Genomic DNA, 21,138 nt, shown 5'->3' with positions numbered 1-21,138 from the left:
AGAACCGGTACCGCTCCTGCCACGGCCCCCGGTGCCCCGCGGTCCGGCTCCGTACCGCGGGTCGAGGGGCGAACCCGGTCCGTGCGGTCCGGTGCCGTACCGACCGCTGCTGTACGAACCGCTGCCGTGCCGACCGCTGCCGTACGTACCGGGCGCACGCCGTCACCGCTCGCCCAGCGCGGCGCGCACCAGGTCGTCGACGTCCATGTCGGCGATGGCCTCGCGCCGCTCCTCCCGCGCCTCGGGTTCCTCGGGCGCGTCGGGTGTGTCGGCCAGCCGCAGCAGCGTGTCCAGGACGCCGGCGGCGCGGAGCCGGGCGAAGGGGACGGTGGCCAGCAGTCCGCGGATCCTGGCCTCCTCGGAGTCGGCCGAAGGGGGTCCCGCGACATCGGCGGAGCCCTCCACCAGCTCTTCGTGGAGCCGGGCGGCGAGCGCGGACGGGGACGGGCAGTCGAAGACCAGGGTGCTGGGGAGTGTCAGGCCGGTCGCGGCGTTGAGCCGGTTGCGCAGCTCCACCGCGGTGAGCGAGTCGACGCCCAGGTCCTTGAAGGCACGCGACGGCCCGACCGGGTCGGTGCCGCTGAGCCCGAGCACCGCGGAGGCGTGCGAGCGGACCAGATCGAGCAGGTGCTCGCGCTGCTCGGCCGCGGGCCGCCCGGCCAGTTTCGCGGCGAGCGAGCGCGCCTCCACCGGGGCGGTGGAGCGGGCGGCGGCCCGGCGTCCCGCGGGCCTGCCGCCCGCGACCAGTGCGCGCAGCATGCCGGGCACCGGCGCCTGCCCGGCCTGGTCGCGCAGCGTCGGCAGGTGCAGCCGGGTCGGGACGGCCAGGGCCGTGCCCGTACCGCGCGCCGCGTCGAGCAGGGCCATGCCGCGCCGGGCGTCGATCGGCAGCACACCGGAGCCGGTCATCCGGGCGACCTGCTGCTCGTCCAGCCGTCCGGTCAGCTCGCTGACCTCCGACCAGTAACCCCAGGCCAGGGAGAGCGCGGGCTGACCGTGGGCGCGGCGATGGTGCGCGTACGCGTCCAGGAACGCGTTCGCGGCGGCGTAGTTGGCCTGTCCGGGGTTGCCGAGCACACCGGCGCCCGCCGAGTACAGCACGACCTCGGCCAGGTCCGACTCCCTCGTCAGGTCGGCGAGGTTGACCACCGCGTCCACCTTGGGCCGCAGCACCCCGTCGACCTGTTCGGAGGTCAGCGAGCCGACCATCCCGTCGTCCAGGACACCGGCGGTGTGCACGACGGCGGTCAGCGGGCGGTCGGCCGGGACGGCGTTCAGTACGGCGGCGAGCGCGTCGCGGTCCGCCGCGTCGCACGCGGTGACGGTGACGCTCTCGGCGCCCGACTCCAGGAGTTCCGCGCGCAGTTGTACGGCGCCGGGGGCGTCGGGACCGCGTCGGCTGGTCAGCAGCAGGTGCCGTACGCCCCATGCGGTGACCAGGTGCCGGGCGGCGATCGAGCCGAGGGTGCCGGTGCCTCCGGTGACCAGCACCGTGCCGTCCGGGTCGAGCGGCTTGGGCACGGTCAGCACCAGCTTGCCGGTGTGCTTGGCCTGGCTCATCAGCCGGAACGCCTCGGGCGCGCGGCGCACGTCCCAGGTGCGGACCGGCAGCGGGCGCAGGATACGGCGTTCGAAGAGCGCGACGAGCTTGCCGAGGATCTCCGCGATCCGGTCGGCGCCCGCGTCGATCAGGTCGTAGCGGCGGTACGCCACCCCGGGGTGGTCGGCGGCGACCGTGTCCGCGTCGCGCGGATCGGTCTTGCCCAGTTCCAGGAATGTGCCGCCCTCGGGCAGCAGCCGCAGTGAGGCGTCGATGAACTCCTGCGCCAGCGAGTTGAGTACGACGTCCATGCCGTGCCCGTGGGTGGCCGCGAGGAACTTCTCCTCGAACTCCAGGGTGCGGCTGGAGGCGATCCGGGACTCCTCGAAGCCCATCCGGTGGAGCGTGTCCCACTTGCCCTCGCTGGCCGTGGCGAAGACCTCCGCGCCCCAGTAGCGGGCGAGTTGGGCCGCGGCCATGCCGACGCCGCCGGTCGCGGCGTGCACCAGCAGCCGCTGTCCCTCGGCGAGGCCCGCGAGGTCCGCGAGCCCGAACCAGGCGGTCAGGAACACCGCGGGCACGCCCGCCGCCTGCTCGAAGGACAGGCCGCGCGGTATCCGCACCACCAGCCGCTGGTCGGTGACCGAGTACGGTCCGAACGGGTCGTGCAGCAGGCCCATCACCCGGTCTCCGACGGCCAACTCGGCAACGCCGGGCCCGACCTCGGTGATCAGGCCCGCGCCCTCGCTGCCGAGCCGGGCCTGGCCCGGCACCATGCCGAGGCTCACCAGCACGTCACGGAAGTTCACACCGGCCGCGCGGACCGATACGCGTACCTGCCCCTCCTCCAGCGGTGCCAGCGCCTCGGGGTGCGGAATCAGCGCGAGTGCGTCCAGGGTGCCGGGCGCGGTGGTGTCGAGCCGCCAGGCCGCGGCGCCGGCCGGCGGGCGCAGCAGGCGGGTGGTGTCGGCCGGGGCGAGGCGCGGCACGGTGGCCACCCCGACGCGCAGCGCGATCTGCTGCTCGTCGGCGGCGATCGCGCTGTTGAGGGCGGCGCCGACGCGCAGCCGGGACTCGTCGCGGCCGTCGAGGTCGAGCAGCAGGAACCGGCCCGGGTTCTCGGCCTGCGCCGACCGCAGCAGCCCCCAGAGCGCGGCGTGCGCCAGGTCCTCGACGTCCTCGTCCTCGGCCGCGGCGACCGCCCGCCGGGTCACCAGCGCCAGGCGGGTGCCCCGCAGCCGGTCGTCGGCCAGCCACTCCTGGAGCAGGGCGAGCGCGTCGGTGACGACGTCACGGGTGGTGGCCGCGAGGTCGCCGCCGGGCTTCGGCGTACCGAACGACAGCAGGGCCAGGCCGGGCGCGGGCGCGCCCTCGGCGATCGCGGCGGCCAATTCGACTGGGCCGGTGCGGACTTCGGCCACGGCGTCCACCGCGCGCAGAGCGGGCAGCAGACCGTGGACGTCGTCGCCGAGTACGGCCCAGCCCGCGCCGGTCGGCGCGCCCGCGTCCAACGGGAGCCGCTGCCAGTCGAGTTGGAACAGCGCGTCCTTGATGTCCGCGTCGGCGTCCGGACCCGCCGCGTCCAACTGAGCCGCGCTGACCGGCCGCATCACCAGCGAGCCGACGGACAGCACCGGGGCGCCGTCCGCGTCGGCGAGCGTCAGCCGCAGGCTGTCCTGCCCCTCGGCCGCCGTGACCCGCACCCGCACGGCCCCGGCACCGACCGCGTGCAGCGTCACGTCACGCCAGGCGAACGGCAGATAGGTGGCCGAGGAATCGAGGAAGTCGCCGAAGCCGGTGGCGTGCAGCGCCGCGTCCAGCAGTGCCGGGTGGACGCCGAACCTGCCCGCGTCCTGGTGGAGTTCGACCGGCAGCGCGGCCTCGGCGTAGACGGCGTCGCCGAGCCGCCAAGCGGACCGCAGCCCCTGGAAGGCCGGGCCGAAGGCGTAGACGGACTCCCGCGCCCGCTCGTACATCCCCTCGGTGTCGGCGGCCACGGCGCCCGGCGGCGGCCACGCGGTCCCGCCCAGCGCGGCGTCGGCACCGCCCTCCGCCGCGTCGGCGGCGGGCGCGAGCGTGGCGGTGGCGTGCCGCGTCCACTCCGCGGGGGTCTCACCGCCCTCGGGCCGGGCGTGCACCTCCAACTCGCGGCGGCCCCGCGGGTCGGGCGCGGCGACGGACAACTGCACCTGGACGTTGCCCCGTTCGGGCAGCACCAGCGGGCTGCCGAGGGTCAGTTCCGCCACCGTGCCGCAGCCCGCGAGGTCGGCGGCGTGCAGCGCCAGCTCCACGAAAGCGGTACCGGGCAGCAGCAGCCGGCCGCCCACCCGGTGGTCGGCCAGCCAGGGGTGGGTGGCGGTCGACAGCCGCCCGGTCAGCAGCAGCCGGTCCGCGCCCGCGACCGGCAACGCGGCGCCCAGCAACGGGTGTCCGGCGGCTTCGAGCCCGAGGTCGGAGGCGTCGCCGGAGTTCTTGTAGCCCTCGGCGAGCCAGTAGTGCTGGTGCTGGAAGGCGTACGTGGGCAGGTCCACACGGTGGGCGGGGGTTGCGGCGAAGACGGACCGCCAGTCGACAGGCAAGCCGCGTACCCAGCCTTCGGCGAGGGAGGTCAGGAAGCGTTCCTGGCCGCCCTCTTCGCGACGCAGGGTGCCCAGGGCGACGGCGTCGGACCCGGCGTCCTCGAAGGTCTCCGCGAGACCGACTGCGAGAACCGGGTGGGGGCTGGACTCGATGAAGTACCCGAAGCCGTCCGAGAGCAGGGCCCGGACGGTCTCGTCGAAACGGACCTCTTGGCGGAGGTTGGTCACCCAGTAGTCGGCGTCCAGCGCGGTGGTGTCGAGCTTGCCGCCGGTGACCGTGGAGTAGAACGGCACCTGCGACGACCGGGGCTCGATGCCCGACAGGGCTTCAACTACCTCGTCGCGTATGGCATCGACCTGTGCCGAGTGCGAGGCGTAGTCGACATCGATACGACGCGCCCGTACGCCCCCGGCCTCGCATCCGGCGAGGAGGTCGTCCAGCGTCTCCGGCTCACCGGAGACGACCGTGGACGACGGGCCGTTCACTGAGGCGACGGATATCCGCCCCTCGAAGCGCGCGATCTGCTCCCGCACCGCTTCCGCAGGGAGGGCGACGGAGACCATTCCGCCGTTGCCGGACAAGGTTCCGCGAATGGCCTTCGCCCGCAGCGCCACGACCTTCGCGGCGTCCTCCACCGACAACGCGCCAGCGACGCACGCGGCGGCGATCTCCCCCTGGCTGTGACCGATCACCGCACCCGGCTCGACACCGGCAGCACGCCACACCTCGGCGAGCGACACCATCACCGCCCACAACGCACCCTGAACCACCACCACATCGTCCAGAGCGCCCTCGCGAATCGCCTCCACCACAGACGAACCCACGTAAGGACGCAGCGCCGCGTCACACTCCGATAGCCGCGCCGCGAACACCGGAGACGAGGCAAGCAACTCCGTAGCCATCCCCGCCCACTGCGACCCCTGACCAGGGAAGACGAAAACCACCCGACCCGCACCCGGACGCACCACACCGGACACCACACCCGAGGCCGCGACACCCTCCGCGACAGACCCCAGCAGGCCCCGCGCCTGGTGCGCCTCCGTGGCGAGCGCCACGCCGCGGTGCTCCAGGGCGGCCCGTGACGTGGCGAGCGACAGCCCGACGTCGGCCGGGCGGGAGCTGTCGCCGACGTGGTGCGCGAGCCGTTCGGCCTGGTCGCGCAGCGCGTCCGCCGACCGCCCGGACACGAGCCACGGGACGACCCTCAGCGGCCCCAACGGGCTCCTGTCCGGGCCGACTTCGGGTTCCGCGAGGGCCTGCGCACCGTCGTGCTCCGGCTCCTCCAGGATCACGTGCGCGTTCGTCCCGCTGATCCCGAAGGAGGACACGGCGGCCCGGCGCGGCCGGTCGGCGCGCTTCCATTCGAGCGGCTCGGTGAGAAGTTCGACTCCGCCGCCGGACCAGTCGATGAAGGGGGACGGCTCATCGACGTGGAGGGTGCGCGGCAGCAGTCCGTTGCGCATCGCCTGGACCATCTTGATGACGCCCGCCACGCCCGCCGCGTGGGCGGTGTGGCCGATGTTGGACTTGATGGAGCCGAGCTTGAGGGCGTCGCTGTCGGCGCGGTTCCGCCCGTAGGTCGCGAGCAGGGCCTGGGCCTCGATGGGGTCGCCGAGCCGGGTGCCCGTGCCGTGGGCCTCGACCGCGTCCACCTGGTCGGCGGACAGGCGTGCGTCGGCGAGGGCGTCGCGGATGACGCGCTCCTGGGACGGGCCGTTGGGGGCGGTGAGCCCGTTGCTGGCGCCGTCCTGGTTGAGGGCGGAGCCGCGGAGCACGGCGAGCACGTGGTGGCCCTGGCGCCGCGCGTCCGACAGCCGCTCCAGCAGCAGCACGCCCGCGCCCTCGGACGGGCCGAAGCCGTCGGCCGCCCCCGCGAAGGACTTGCAGCGGCCGTCGGGCGCGAGGGCGCGCTGCCTGCTGAACGCGATGAAGCCCTGCGGTGTCGGCATCACCGCGACACCGCCGGCGAGGGCGAAGGAGCACTCTCCCGACCGCAGCGCCTGCACCGCCAGGTGCATCGCGACCAGCGACGACGAGCACGCGGTGTCGACGGTGAGCGCGGGACCCTCCAGGCCGAGGCTGTAGGAGACGCGGCCGGAGACGACGCTGGCGAAGGAGCCGACCCCGATGTAGCCCTCGAGGCCCTCGGGCACCTTGTGGTTGCCGGTGACGTAGTCCACGGTGGCGGCGCCGACGAACACCCCGCCGCGGCTGCCCTTGACGGACAGCGGGTCGATGCCCGCGCGCTCCAGCACCTCCCAGGAGATCTCCAGCATGAGCCGCTGCTGCGGGTCCATGATCAGGGCCTCGCGGGCGTTGACGCTGAAGAAGTCGGCGTCGAACTGGTCCGCGTCGTGCAGGAATCCGCCCTCGCGCACGTAGTTCTTGCCCTCGGCGTCGGGGTCGGCGTCGTAGAGGCTGTCCAGGTCCCAGCCGCGGTTGACGGGGAACGGGGTGATGGCGTCGCCGTCCTCGGCGACCAACTGCCACAGGTCGTCGGGGGTTTCGACGCCGCCCGGGTAGCGGCAGGCCATCGCCACGATCGCGATGGGCTGCGGGTCCTCCAGCTCGCGGACCCGGCGCCGCGCCTTGCGCAGGTCGGCGGTGGCGCGCTTGAGGTACTCGCGGAGCTTGTCCTCGCCGACCTGGCCGGCGCCGGCGCTGCTGACCGTGGTGTCCATCAGGAGTCACACCTATTCGTGTTCGGGTTCGGTGAGGTCACAGCCGTACGGTGGGCGCCGTCACGGGGTGTCGAGTTCGTCGTCGAGCATGGCGAGCAGCTCGGAATCGGTGGCCGCTTCGAGATCGAGGTCGTCGGCGGCCTTGCCGGCGGACCGGGCGGCGCCGGGGTCCCGCGCGTCCTGCAATTTGGAGGCCAGGGCGTGCAGCCGCGCGGTGACCTTCCGCCGCAGCTCGTCGTCGGCGGCCGGCAGGTCCAGCAGCACCGATTCCAGTCGGTCCAGTTCGGCGAGGGCCGGGACGGTCTCGGCGGCTTCGCCCGGGGCGAGTTGGCCGCGGATGAAGCGGGCCGCGGCGGTCATGGTCGGGTGGTCGAAGGCGATGCTGGCGGGCAACTGGACACCGATGGACGCCTGGAGACGGTTGCGCAGCTCCAGCGCGGTCAGGGAGTCGAATCCCAGCTCCTTGAAGGCCCGGTCGGTTTCGATGGCCTCGGGCGAGCCGTGGCCGAGCACCGAGGCGACGTGGCCGCGGATCAACTCCTCCAGCCTGTGCAGTTGTTCGGCCTGCGACAGCCCGGCGAGCCGGGCCGACCAGTCGGCCGCCGCGGTCTCCGCGCGCGGTGCCTCCACCTTGCGCCTGGCCGGTGCGGCGGCCTGGACGAGGCCGCGCAGGAGGTCGGGGAGCGTGCCGGACGCGGCCCGTACGCGCAGCGCGTCGGTGTCGAGCCGGATGGGGACGAGCAGGCTCTCGCCATCGGTGACGGCCGCGTCGAACAGGTCGGTGCCCTGGCGCGCGGACAGCGGCAGGACCCCGGCCCGCGCGACCTTGGCCGCGTCGGCGTCGGCGCCCATCGCGCTGCTCTGCGCCCACAGGCCCCAGGCGAGGGACTGACCCGGCAGCCCGAGGTCGCGGCGCTGCCGGGCGAGGGCGTCGACGAAGGCGTTCGCGGCGGCGTAGTTGGCCTGGGCGATGCTGCCGAGGACGCCGGAGGCGGAGGAGAACAGCACGAACGCGGACAGGTCGGCGTCGCGCGTCAGATCGTGCAGATGGAGGGCGGCGGTGGCCTTGGGCGCGAAGACCCGGTCGATGTCCTGCGCGGTGAGCCGTTCCAGCGAGGCGTCGGACAGCACGCCCGCGCAGTGCAGGACGGCGGTCAGCGGGTGTTCCTCGGGGACGGTCGCGAGAAGGGCGGCGAGCGCGTCGCGGTCCGCGGCGTCGCACGCGGCGACGGTGACGGTCGCGGCACCCGACCCGGTCAACTCATCCCGCAACTCGGCCGCGCCGGGGGCCTCTTCGCCGCGGCGGCCGACCAGCAGCAGATGACGTACGCCGTGCCGCTGGACCAAGTGACGGGCGATCAGGCCGCCGAGGGCGCCGGTGCCGCCGGTGATCAGGACGGTGCCGTCGGGCCGCCACGGGGTGCCGCCTGCCGCCGACGACGTGGCACGGGCGAGCCGGGGCACCATGACCGTGCCCGCGCGCAGGGCGAGTTGGGGTTCACCGGAGCCGACAGCGGCGGGTACGGAGGTGGGGAAGAGCGCCAGCGAGCCCGGGTCGTCGTCCACGTCGACCAGGACGAACCGGCCGGGGTGCGCGGCCTGCGCCGAACGGATCAGACCCCACAGCGCGGCGCCGACGAGGTCGCCGATCCGGTCCTCGGCGCGGGCGGCGACCGCGTGCCGGGTGAAGACGACCAGCCGGGACGGTGCCAGCCGGTCCTCGGCGAGCCAGCTCTGGACCGTGGCGAGGAGGTCGACGGTGGCGGCACGGGCCGCCGAGGCGTCATCCCGCTCGTGCGGACCGACCCCATGGCTGACGGCGACGAGTTCGGGCGCGGGAAGCCCCGCGTCGAGAGCTTCGGTGAGCGCGCCGAGATCGTCGTACGCCTGCGGGTACGCCCCGGACTCCTCCAGGGCTTCGGTGAGCCGGTCGTCGACCGGGCCGAGCAGCAGCCAGTCGGCGCTCTGGCCGGAGACGGGAACCGGCGCCCACTCCACGCGGTGGAGGCTGTCCGGCCGGCCGGCGGCCGAGTGGTTCACCTCGTCGGCGGTCACCGGCTGCGGCAGCCCGGCGTCCAGGACGGCGACCGGGCCGCCGTCGGGATCGGTGAACGTCGCGGTGAACTCGTCGGGCTGGCCGGTCGGACGCAGGTGGGCGCGGAGCGCGGTCGCCCCGGCGGCGCGCAGCGAGAAGCCGGACCACCGCGTCCACTGGGCGTTCTGGTTCCGGTTGACCAGGGCGGGTTGCAGTGCCGCGTCCAGCAGAGCCGGGTGAAGGCAGAACCGGGCCGCGTCGCGGGCGTGTTCCTCGGGCAGCCGGATCTCGGCGTAGTACTCGCGGCCGACCCGCCACAGCTTGCGCAGGCCCTCGAACGCCGGGCCGTACACCTGGCCCAGGTCGGCCATCCGGCGGTGGAAATAGGCGAGGCTGACGGGCTGCGCGCCGCTGGGCGGCCAGACGGAGCCTTCCGGTTCGTCGGCCGGGCCGGACGCGTCCGGTTCCTCGGGTACGAGGACGCCGGTGGCGTGCCTGACCCACGGCGCGTCCGGCTCGGCGTCCTCGGCGCGGGCGTGCACGGCCAGCGGGCGGCCACCGTCCTCGTCGGGCGCGCCGACGGACACCTGGACGTGCACCGCGGCCTTTCCCCGCAGCGCGAGCGGCACGGCCAGCTCCAGCGTCTCGATCCGGCCGCAGCCCGCCATCTCGCCCGCGTAGAGGGCGAGTTCGGCGAAGACAGCGCCGGGCAGCACGGGACGGTCGTGCAGACTGTGGTCGGCCAGCCACGGGTGGGTGCGCAGCGAGAGGCGGCCCGTCAGCACGATCCGGTCCTCGTCGGCGACGCGGACCGCGGCCGACAGCAGCGGGTGATCGACGGACTCCTGCCCGAGCCCGCTCGGGTCCCCGGCGCGCGCGGCGTCACCCTCCAGCCAGTAGCGCTGGTGCTGGAAGGCGTAGGTGGGCAGGTCCACGGGGTGGGCCTGGGTTGCGGCGAAGACGGACCGCCAGTCGACGGGGAGACCCCGTACCCAGCCCTCCGCGAGAGACGTCAGGAAGCGTTCCTGGCCGCCCTCTTCGCGACGGAGCGTCCCCAGGGCGACGGCGTCCGATGCCGTGTCCTCGAAGGTCTCGGCGAGACCGACTGCGAGAACCGGGTGGGGGCTGGACTCGATGAAGTACCCGAAGCCGTCGGAGAGCAGAGCCCGGACGGTCTCGTCGAAACGGACCTCCTGGCGGAGGTTGGTCACCCAATAGGCCGCATCGAGCGCGGTGGTGTCGAGCTTGGCACCGGTGACCGTGGAGTAGAACGGCACCTGCGACGACCGGGGCTCGATGCCGGACAGGGCCTGGACGACCTCGTCACGGATGGCGTCGACCTGTGCCGAGTGCGAGGCGTAGTCGACATCGATACGACGCGCCCGTACGCCCCCGGCCTCGCATGCGGCGAGAACGTCGTCCAGCGTCTCCGGCTCGCCCGAAACCACCGTGGACGAAGGCCCGTTGACCGAAGCCACACCGATCCGGCCGTCCCAGCGCGCGATCAGCTCACGTACGTCCTGCGCGGGCAACGCGACCGACACCATCCCACCGTTGCCCGACAAAGTCCCGCGAATCGCCTTCGCCCGCAGCGCCACGACCTTCGCCGCGTCCTCCACGGACAACGCGCCCGCCACGCACGCGGCAGCGATCTCACCCTGGCTGTGACCGATGACCGCGCCCGGCTCGACACCGGCAGCACGCCACACCGCGGCGAGCGACACCATCACCGCCCACAACGCCCCCTGAACCACCACCACGTCATCCAGGGCGCCCTCGCGGATCGCCTCCACCACCGACGACCCGACGTGAGGACGCAGCGCCGCGTCACACTCCGCCAACCGCGCCGCGAACACCGGAGACGAAGCAAGCAACTCCATCGCCATCCCCGCCCACTGCGACCCCTGACCGGGAAAGACGAAGACCACCCGGCCGGAGCCCGGACGCACCACACCGGACACCAGACCCGGCGCCGGGACGCCCTCCGACAGCGAACCGAGCGCGCTGAGCGCCGACTTGGTGTCGGTGGCGACGGTGACGGCGCGGTGCTCGTGCTCGGCGCGGGTGAGGGCGAGCGCCCGGCCGATGGAGGCGAAGTCCGGGGCGTCGGAGTCGCCCGCGTATCCGCTCAGTCGGCGGGCCTGTGCGCGCAGGGCGGCGGCGGACCGGCCCGACACGGGCCACGGGACGGCGTTCAGCGGGCCCAACGGGCCTTCGTCCACCGCGGATTCGGCCTCGTCGGGCTCGGCGAAGTCGGTGGCGGCTTCCAGGACGACATGCGCGTTGGTGCCGCTGATGCCGAAGGCGGAGACGCCCGCGCGGCGCGGCCGGTCATCGGCGGTCGGCCACTGCCTGGCCTCGGTCAGCAGCTCGACGGTACCGCTGGACCAGTCGACCTGGGGGGTCGGCGCGTCCACGTGCAGGGTGCGCGGGAGCAGTCCGTACCGCATGGCCTGCACCATCTTGATCACGCCCGCGACACCCGCGGCGGCCTGCGCGTGCCCGATGTTCGACTTGACCGAACCGAGCCACAGCGGCCGGTCGGCGGGGCGGTCCTTGCCGTAGGTGGCGAGCAGTGCCTGCGCCTCGATCGGGTCGCCGAGCGTCGTACCGGTGCCGTGCGCCTCGACCGCGTCCACCTCGTCGCCGGTCAGCCGGGCGTCGGCGAGCGCGGCCTCGATCACCCGGCGCTGCGAGGGGCCGTTGGGGGCGGTCAGGCCGTTGCTCGCGCCGTCCTGGTTGACCGCGGTGCCGCGGACCACGGCCAGCACGCGGTGGCCGTTGCGCCGGGCGTCCGACAGCCGCTCCAGCAGCACCAGGCCCGCGCCCTCGGAGAAGCTGGTGCCGTCCGCGGCGGCGGCGAACGCCTTGCACCGGGCGTTGGGCGCGAGCATCTGCTGGCGGCTGAACTCGATGAACTCCATCGGGCTCGGCATCACCATCGCGCCTCCGGCCAGGGCGAGTTCGGACTCGCCGTCGCGCAGCGACCGCACGGCCAGGTGCAGGGCGACCAGCGACGACGAGCACGCGGTGTCCACCGTCAGCGCCGGGCCCTCCAGGCCGAAGGCGTAGGACACACGGCCGGAGACCACGCTGTTGGCCGACCCGGTCATCGTGTAGCCCTCAAGGCCCTCGGGTATCCGCGCGACATCGGCGCCGTACCCGGTGTAGGACGCGCCGACGAACACGCCGGTACGGCTGCCGCGCAGGTCGGCGGGCGCGATACCGGCCCGCTCGAACGCCTCGTACGCGGACTCCAGGACCAGCCGCTGCTGCGGGTCCATGGCCAGCGCCTCGCGGGGCGAGATGCCGAACAGCTCGGCGTCGAAGTCGGCCGCGCCGTCCACGAAGCCGCCCTCGCAGGCGAGTTCGACGCCCTCGGGGTCGAACAGCCTCAGGTCGTCGGTCTCCCAGCCGCGGTCACCGGGGAAGCCGGTCATCGCGTCCCCCTCCCCCGCGACGAGGTCCCACAGGTCCTCGGGGGAGGTGACACCGCCGGGATAGCGGCAGGCCATGCCGATGACCGCGACGGGTTCGTGGCTCTGCGCCTCGACCGTCCGGAGCCGCCGCTGCGTGCGCCTCAGGTCGGTCATGACCTTGTTGAGGTAGTCGCGGAGCTTCTTCTCGTCGGTGGACGGGGCCTGGTTCGTCATCGCGTGCACTCCGGGGCTCGTGGGGACCTGCGGGCGGGGTTTCCAGAGAACGAGCGGGTCATCACGTGCCCAGCTCACGGTCGATCAGGGCGAAGATCTCCTCGTTGCTCGCGGCGCCCAGCGCGTCCTCGTCCGTCGCGCTCCCGCCGTGGCCTTCGGGTGCCTCGTCGTCCGCGGCCTCGTCGTCGCCGACCTTCCACAGCAGGCGCTCAAGGCGCTTGACGAATTTCGCGCGGGCAGGTCCCTCGGGCAGTCCGGCCGCCAACGCGCTTTCCAGTCGGTCGAGTTCGGCCAGGCCCGGCGTCCCGGCGGTGTCTTCGCCGCCGAGGCCCAGTTCCTCGCGCAGGTGGCGGGCGAGGACCGCGACCGTCGGATGGTCGAAGACGAGCGTCGACGGCAGGGCCAGGCCGGTCGCCGTACCGATCCGGTTGCGCAGTTCGACCGCCATGAGGGAGTCGAAGCCCAGCTCGCGGAACGGCCGGTCCTGGTCGACGGATTCCCCCGTGGCGCCGTCGAGGGTGACGTGGCTGGTGACCGCCGCGGCGTGTCCGCGCACCAACTCGACCAGCTCGCGCTCCTGTTCCGCCGCCGGGCGGCCCGCCAGCCGGGACCGCAGTTCCCCCGCCGTGGCCGCACCGGTCCCCGCGGCTTCCGTGTCGCCCGCGGCACCGGACCGCAGTGCGGCGACCGCCTCGGGGATCTCCGCGAACAGCGCGGTCGGGCGCTTGGCGTAGAAGACGGGCGCGAACCGCTCCCAGCGCAGGTCGATGACCACCGGGGCGGTCTCGTCGCGGTCGAGCGCCTGTTGGAGGGCGGTCACGGCCAGCGCAGGCGCCATCTCGTGGATGCCCTCCAGGCGGCCCCGGGCACCGACGTCCCCCGCGGCCATACCGGTACCGGCCCACGTACCCCATGCCACGGAGGTGGCGGGAAGTCCCTCGGCGCGGCGGCGCTCGGCCAGCGCGTCCAGGAACGCGTTGCCTGGCGCGTAGTTGCCGAGTCCCGGCATGCCGAAGGTCGCTCCGAACGACGAACAGAGCACGAACGCCGACACGTTCATGTCCCGCGTCAGCTCGTGCAGATGCACCGCCGCACCGGCCTTGACGCGCAGCACCTGTTCCATCTGATTACGGGTCAGATGTGCCACCACGCTGTCGTCCAGAACGGCCGCGGCGTGGAACACGGCCGACAGCGGTTCCTCCGCCGGGATCGCGGCGAGTACGGCGGCGAGCGCGTCGCGGTCCGCGACATCGCAGGCGGCGAAGGTGACCCGTGCGCCGGCCTGCACCAGCTCCTTCTCCAGAGCGGCGGCGCCCGGCGCGTCCGCCCCGCGACGGCTGACCAGCACCAGGTGCGGCGCCCCGCCACCGGCCAGCCAGCGGGCGATGTGCGCGCCGATCCCGCCGGTACCGCCCGTGACCAGCACGGTACCCTCGGGCAGCCATGTGCGGACGGCGGCCGAGTCGGCGGCCGGGGCCCGCAGCAGGCGACGGCCCAGCAGCCCGCCGAGGTCCGGGCGCAGCGCCACATGGTCCTCGTCGGCGATCCCGGCGAGGGCGGCGGCGAGGGCACGGCCGACCCGGACCGTCGCCTCATCGGACAGCTCCGCGAGCGGCGTGGCCGGAAGATCCAGCAGCCCGCCCCACAACAGTGGGTGCTCCAGCGCCACCACCCGGCCGAGGCCCCAGATCTGCGCCTGCGCCGCCGAGACCGTCCTGTCCCCCGCCGCCACCGACACCGCCCCACGGGTGGCGCACCACAGCGTCGGCTGCGTCCCGGACTCCTCGGCCACCGCCACCAGGGCCTGGACCAGGGAAACGGTGGCGGCCAGGCCCTCCGTGACCGCCGGCCGCTCGGGATCGGGCGTCTCGTCCAGCGCGAGCAGGGACAGGACGCCGGTGAGGGGGGTGGTCCGCTCGGTCGTGTCGCCGCCGGTGCGGGACCGCAGCTCCGCGGCGAGGGCGTCGGCGCTTCCCGCTGTAGCGGTCGCGTCGAGGTGCAGCCGTTCGACCTGGGCGCCGTGGCCGGTCAGGGCCGCGTCCGCGAGGTCGGCCCATTCGGCGGGACACCGGTCGGCCGGGGGCAGCACCAGCAGCCAGCGGCCGGTGAGCCGTACCTGCGCCGGGGACACGACCGGCCGCCAGCCGATCCGGTACCGCCAGCCGTCGACCGCCGACGCCTCACGGCGGCGCCTGCGCCACGTGGACAGCGCGGGCAGCGCCTCGCGCAGCGGCAGATCGGTGACGACGCCCAGCTCAGCGGCCACCGTGTCGGCGTCTCCGCCGTCCACGGCCGCCCAGAACGCCTCCTCCACGGCATCGGGCACCCCGGCGTTCGCCGCGCCGCCCGCCGCTGCCCGCTCAGGATCGTCGTCCTCCAGCCAGTAGCGCTGCCGCTGGAAGGCGTACGTGGGGAGGTCCACGCGGTGGGCGGGGGTTCCGGCGAAGACGGACCGCCAGTCGACGGGCAGGCCGCGTACCCAACCCTCCGCGAGGGAGGTCAGGAAGCGTTCCTGGCCGCCTTCGTCGCGGCGGAGGGTGCCCAGGGCGACGGCGTCGGAGCCCGCGTCCTCGAACGTCTCGGCCAGACCGACAGCCAGGACCGGGTGCGGGCTGGACTCGATGAAGTACCCGAAGCCGTCGGAGAGCAGAGCCCGGACGGTCTCGTCGAAACGGACTTCCTGGCGGAGGTTGGTCACCCAGTAGTCGGCGTCCAGCGCGGTGGTGTCGAGCCTGCCGCCGGTCACCGTCGAGTAGAACGGCACCTGCGACGACTGCGGCTCGATGCCGGACAGGGCCTGGACGACCTCGTCACGGATCGCGTCCACCTGTGCCGAGTGCGAGGCGTAATCCACATCGATACGACGGGCCCGTACGCCCTCGACCTCGCATGCGGCGAGAAGGTCGTCCAACGCCTGCGGTTCACCCGAAACGACCGTGGAGGAAGGCCCGTTCACCGACGCGACGGAAATACGACCGTCCCACCGCGCGATCAGCTCCCGTACGTCCTGCGCGGGCAGCGCGACCGACACCATCCCGCCGTTGCCGGACAAGGTCCCCCGAATGGCCTTCGCCCGCAACGCCACGACCTTCGCCGCGTCCTCCACGGAAAGCGCGCCCGCCACGCACGCGGCGGCGATCTCACCCTGACTGTGACCGATCACCGCACCCGGCTCAACGCCCACCGACCGCCACACCGCCGCCAGCGACACCATCACCGCCCACAACGCCCCCTGAACAACGACCACATCGTCCAGAGCCCCGCTACGAATCGCCTCCACCACCGACGACCCCACGTAAGGCATCAGGGCAGCATCACACTCCGCCAACCGCGCCCCGAACACCGGAGACGACCCCAGAAGCTCAGTCGCCATCCCCGCCCACTGCGACCCCTGACCAGGGAACACGAACACCACCCGACCCGCGTCGGAGCGAACCGCTCCGCTCACCAGGCCGGGGGCGGGCGTGTCCGCCGCGAGCGCGCCGAGTACGTCCAGGGCCTGTGTGCTGTTCGCGGCCAGGACCACCGCGCGGTGCTCCATCGCGGAGCGGGTGGTGGCCAGCGAGAGGCCGATGTCCGCGGCTGCGGCGGTAGCGGCCAGGTCGGCGGCCAACCGGTCCGCCTGCCCGCGCAGCCCTGCGGCCGACCGTGCGGACACCGGCCACGGAACGACGTTGAGCGATCCCAACGGGCCCTCGGCGGGGCCGGGTTCGGCGATGTCCTCGCTTGCGGCCTGCGGCTCCTCCAGGATCACGTGCGCGTTCGTCCCGCTGATCCCGAAGGCCGACACGCCCGCCCGCCGCGTACGCCCCTCGCCCCGGACCCACTCGCGCGCCTCCGCCAGCAGCTCCACCCCGCCGCCGGACCACTCCACATGCGGCGTCGGCTCATCGACATGCAGGGTCCTCGGCAGGACTCCGTGCCGCATGGCCTGCACCATCTTGATCACACCCGCCACGCCCGCCGCGGGTCCTGAGTGCCCGATGTTGGACTTCACCGAGCCCAGCCACAAAGGCCGTTCGCCGGTCCGCTCCCGCCCGTACGTCGCGAGCAGCGCCTGCGCCTCGATGGGGTCGCCGAGCGTCGTGCCGGTGCCGTGCGCCTCGACCACGTCCACGTCCGCGGCGCTGAGGCGGGCATCGGCGAGCGCGTCGCGTATCACCCGTTCCTGAGCGAGGTTGTTGGGGGCGGAAAGTCCGTTGCTGGCGCCGTCCTGGTTGAGCGCGGTGCCACGGACGACGGCCAGTACACGGTGGCCTTTGCGGCGCGCGTCCGACAGCCGCTCGACGAGCAACGCGCCCGCGCCTTCGGCCCAGTTGGTGCCGTCAGCGGCGGCGGCGAACGCCTTGATCCGGCCGTCGGGCGCCAGGCCGCGCTGGCGGCTGAACTCCACGAAGGCGTCCGGAGTCGGCATGACCGCGATGCCGCCCGCGAGCGCCATCGTGCAGTCGCCGGAACGCAGCGCCTGCACGGCCAGGTGCAGGGCCACCAGCGACGACGAGCACGCCGTCTCGACGCTGAGCGCGGGCCCTTGGAGACCGAACGTGTACGCGATCCGCCCGGCGGCGACGCTCGACATGGTGCCGGTGATGACGTAGCCCTCGACCGGCTCGGGCGTGCGCCGCAGCCGCGACACGTATCCGTTGGCGACGATTCCGGTGTAGACGCCGACCCGTTCCTCGCGCACGGCGCGCGGGTCGATGCCCGCACGCTCGAACGCCTCCCAGGAGATCTCCAGCATGAGCCGCTGCTGCGGGTCCATGCCGAGCGCCTCGCGCGGGGTGATGCCGAAGAACGCGGGGTCGAAGTCGGCCGCTCCGTCGAGGAATCCGCCCTCGGTGACGTAACTGGTGCCACGGCTCTCCGGGTCGGGGTCGAAGAGTCCGGCCAGGTCCCAGCCGCGGTCGTCGGGGAACGGGCCGATGGCGTCACGCTCGCCGTCCACCAACCGCCACAGATCCTCGGGCGATCGCACACCGCCCGGGTAGCGGCAGGCCATGCCGACGATCGCGATCGGCTCCTGGGCGGCGGCCTCGGCCTCCCGCAGCCGCTGCTTCGTGACGCCCAAGTCGGCCATCACCCGCTTCAGGTACTCCCGAAGCCTCTCCTCCGTGTTACCGGTGGCCATTCCCCTCGCTCCTTCGACGATCTGCGACGTTTGTCCGACAGCGGTGACCGGAGCGGCTCAGCCTGTGCCCAACTGTTTGTCGATCAGCGCGAACATCTCGTCGTCCGACGCGGTGTCCAGCGCGATTCCGCCGGTGTCGGCGCCCGCCTCCGCACCGGTCGCCGCGTCTCCGCGCCACGCCCAGAGCAGCGACTCCAGACGCCGGGTGATCCGCTCACGCGTCTCGCCGTCCGGCGAGATTCCGCCGAGCCGCGTGGCGATCCCGTCCAACTCGTTCAAGACCTCGGCGTGTTCACCGTCGACCGGCGCACTTTCCATCTCGTCCAACAGGAAGCGGACCAGGCTGATCGGCGTCGGGTAGGAGAAGACGACAGTCGCCGGGAGCTTCAATCCGGTCGCCGCGCTCAGCCGCTTGCGCAGTTCGACGGCGGTCAGCGAGTCGAAGCCCAGTTCCTTGAAGGCCCGTTCGGCCGCGACGTCGTCCGGAGTGGCGTGCCGCAGCACCGTCGCCACCTCCACGCGCAACAGGTCGAGCAGTACGCGCTCCCGCTCCTCGCGGTCGAGTCCCGCCAGCCGCACGGTCAGCGCGTCCGGGTCGACATCGGGACCGTCGTCCAGCACCTCGGTCCGCGCCGTCGTGCGGACGGCGGGGCCGGAGCGGTCGATGTCCAGCCAGTAGCGGCGCGGTTGGAAGGCGTACGTAGGCAGGTCCACGAGGTGGGCGGGGGTTCCGGCGAAGACGGACCGCCAGTCGACGGGCAGGCCGCTTACCCAGCCCTCGGCGAGGGAAGTCAGGAAGCGTTCCTGGCCGCCCTCGTCACGGCGGAGGGTGCCCAGGGCTACGGCGTCGGAGCCCGCGTCCTCGAACGTCTCGGCCAGACCGACAGCCAGGACCGGGTGCGGGCTGGACTCCACGAAGTACGTGAAGTCGTCGGCGAGGAGGGCCCGGACGGTCTCGTCGAAACGGACTTCCTGGCGGAGGTTGGTCACCCAGTAGTCGGCGTCCAGCGTGCTTGTGTCGATACGGCCGCCGGTCACCGTCGAGTAGAACGGAACCTGCGAGGACTGCGGCTCGATGCCGGACAGGGCCTCAACTACCTCGTCCCGGATCGCGTCCACCTGCACCGAGTGCGACGCGTAGTCCACATCGATACGACGGGCCCGTACGCCCTCGGCCTCACACGCCGTCAGCAGCTCAGCGAGCGCTTGAGGTTCACCCGAAACCACGGTGGACGAAGGCCCGTTCACCGAGGCAACGGAAATACGGCCGTCCCAGCGCGCGATCCGCTCCCGTACGTCCTGCGCGGGCAGCGCGACCGACACCATCCCGCCTCGGCCCGACAAGGTCCCGCGAATCGCCTTCGCCCGCAGAGCCACTACGCGCGCCGCATCCTCCACCGACAACGCACCCGCCACACACGCCGCCGCGATCTCACCCTGACTGTGACCGATCACCGCACCCGGCTCAACGCCCACCGACCGCCACACCGCCGCCAGCGACACCATCACCGCCCACAACGCACCCTGAACCACCACCACGTCATCCAGGACGCCCTCGCGGATCGCCTCCACCACCGACGAACCGACGTGAGGACGCAGCGCCGCGTCACACTCCGCCAACCGCGCCCCGAACACCGGAGACGAAGCAAGCAACTCCATCGCCATCCCCGCCCACTGCGACCCCTGACCAGGAAAGACGAAGACCACGTGGTCGGCCGGTCGGCCGTCGGTGTCGTCCACCGTGGCCAGGCCCGTGACGGTGGAACCTGTGGGGGTGCCTGAGGCGAGGGCGCCGAGGGCCGAGGGGTGGTCCGGGTCCAGCACGACCGCGCGGTGCTCCCACGCGGCGCGGGTCGTCGCCAGGGCGAGGCCGATCTCCGGCGCGGCCGGGCCGTGGCCGGCCAACGTGTACTCCAGCAGCCGCTCGGCCTGGTCGCGCAGTGCGGCGGCGGACCGCGCGGACACCGGCCACGGTACGACGGGGCCCAGCGGCCCGAGCGGCCCGTTCGCGCGTTCCGACCGGGCCTCCGGCGTATCGGCCCGGTCGCCCGAGTCTCGCGGATCGCGCGCGTCCGCCGAGCCGGCCGCACCGCCGACGCCGCCCGCGTCGTCCGTCGGCTCACCGGCCTCCTCCAGGATCAGGTGCGCGTTCGTCCCGCTGATCCCGAAGGCCGACACGCCCGCCCGCCGCGCACGTCCGTCGCCCCTGACCCACTCCCGCTCCTCGGTCAGCAGTTGCACCCCGCCGCCGGACCAGTCCACGTGCGGTGTCGGCTCGTCGACATGCAGGGTTCTCGGCAGGACTCCGTGCCGCATGGCCTGCACCATCTTGATCACACCCGCCACGCCTGCCGCGGCCGAGGTGTGGCCGATGTTGGACTTCACCGAGCCGAGCCACAGCGGCCGTTGGCCGTCGCGTCCCGCGCCGTAGGTGTTGAGCAGGGCGGTCGCCTCGATCGGGTCGCCCAGGGAGGTGCCGGTGCCGTGCGCCTCGACCACGTCCACGTCGGTGGCGGCGATCCTGGCGCTGCGCAGCGCGGCGCGGATGACGCGTTCCTGGGAGGGGCCGTTGGGGGCGGTGAGGCCGTTGCTCGCACCGTCCTGGTTGACCGCGGAGCCGCGGATCAGGGCCAGGACGCGGTGGCCGTTGCGCCGGGCGTCCGACAGCCGTTCCAGCAGGAGCAGGCCCAGGCCCTCGGCGGGGCCGAAGCCGTCGGCGGAGGCCGCGAAGGCGCGGCAGCGGCCGTCAGGGGACAGGGCGCGCTGGCGGCTGAACTCGGGGTAGCCGATGGCGGTGGACATGACGGTCACTCCGCCGGCGACGGCCAGGGAGCATTCGCGGCTGCGCAGTGCCCCGGCGGCCAGGTGCATGGCGACCAGCGACGACGAGCAGGCCGTGTCGACGCTGATCGCCGGGCCTTCGAGCCCGAAGGTGTAGGCGACGCGGCCGGACATCACGCTGGCGAAGTTGCCCGTCGCGTAGTAGCCCTCGACCTCCTCGGGGATGGCGGGGAGTTCCCAGCCGTAGTCGGCGGAGCTGAAGCCGATGAACGTGCCGGTGGGGCTGCCCTTGACGGACAGTGGGTCGATGCCTGCCCGTTCGAAGAGTTCCCATGTGCAGGGCAGGAGGAGCCGTTGCTGCGGGTCCATGCCGAGGGCTTCGCGGGGGGAGATGCCGAAGAACGACGCGTCGAATTCGGTTGCTCCGGTGAGGAATCCGCCGCCCCGCACGTAGTTGCTGCCGGGCCGCGCGGCGTCCTCGTCGTAGCGGTCGTCGATGTCCCAGCCCCGGTCCTTGGGGAACGGGGTGATGGCGTCGCCGCCCTCGGCGACCAACTGCCAGAGGTCGTCGGGGGTTTCGACGCCGCCGGGGTAGCGGCAGGCCATGCCGACGACCGCGATCGGCTCGTTCCTGGCGGCGGTGGCGTCGCGGAGCCGCTGCTGGGTCTCGCGCAGGTCGCCGGTCACCCGCTTCAGGTACGCGAGCAGTTTCGCCTCGTTCTCCGCCATTGCCATCCTTT

3 protein-coding genes and 1 pseudogene are annotated in these 21,138 nt (G+C 73.4%); all 4 read right to left on the bottom strand.

Annotated features, from left to right (window positions below):
* Positions 1 to 162 precede the first annotated feature (162 nt).
* A pseudogene (locus ACFZAM_RS16025) lies at positions 163 to 6,750 on the bottom strand (SDR family NAD(P)-dependent oxidoreductase); the annotation flags it as partial.
* 111 nt (positions 6,751 to 6,861) lie between these two features.
* On the bottom strand, positions 6,862 to 12,489 hold the full coding sequence (locus ACFZAM_RS16020) for an SDR family NAD(P)-dependent oxidoreductase (RefSeq protein ID WP_391046450.1): 5,628 nt from the start codon (positions 12,487 to 12,489) through the stop codon (positions 6,862 to 6,864).
* A 61-nt stretch (positions 12,490 to 12,550) separates the two neighbouring features.
* Entirely contained in the window at positions 12,551 to 17,569 is a 5,019-nt protein-coding gene (locus tag ACFZAM_RS16015) for a type I polyketide synthase (protein WP_391046711.1), read from the bottom strand.
* Between the two features lie 105 nt (positions 17,570 to 17,674).
* Positions 17,675 to 21,127: an acyltransferase domain-containing protein gene (locus ACFZAM_RS16010; RefSeq protein WP_391046447.1), complete on the bottom strand. Its 3,453-nt coding sequence runs from the start codon at positions 21,125 to 21,127 to the stop codon at positions 17,675 to 17,677.
* Positions 21,128 to 21,138 lie beyond the last annotated feature (11 nt).

Source organism: Streptomyces sp. NPDC008079, from assembly GCF_042957385.1.
GTDB lineage: Bacteria > Actinomycetota > Actinomycetes > Streptomycetales > Streptomycetaceae > Actinacidiphila.
This window is presented reverse-complemented; position numbering and strand designations above follow the sequence as displayed.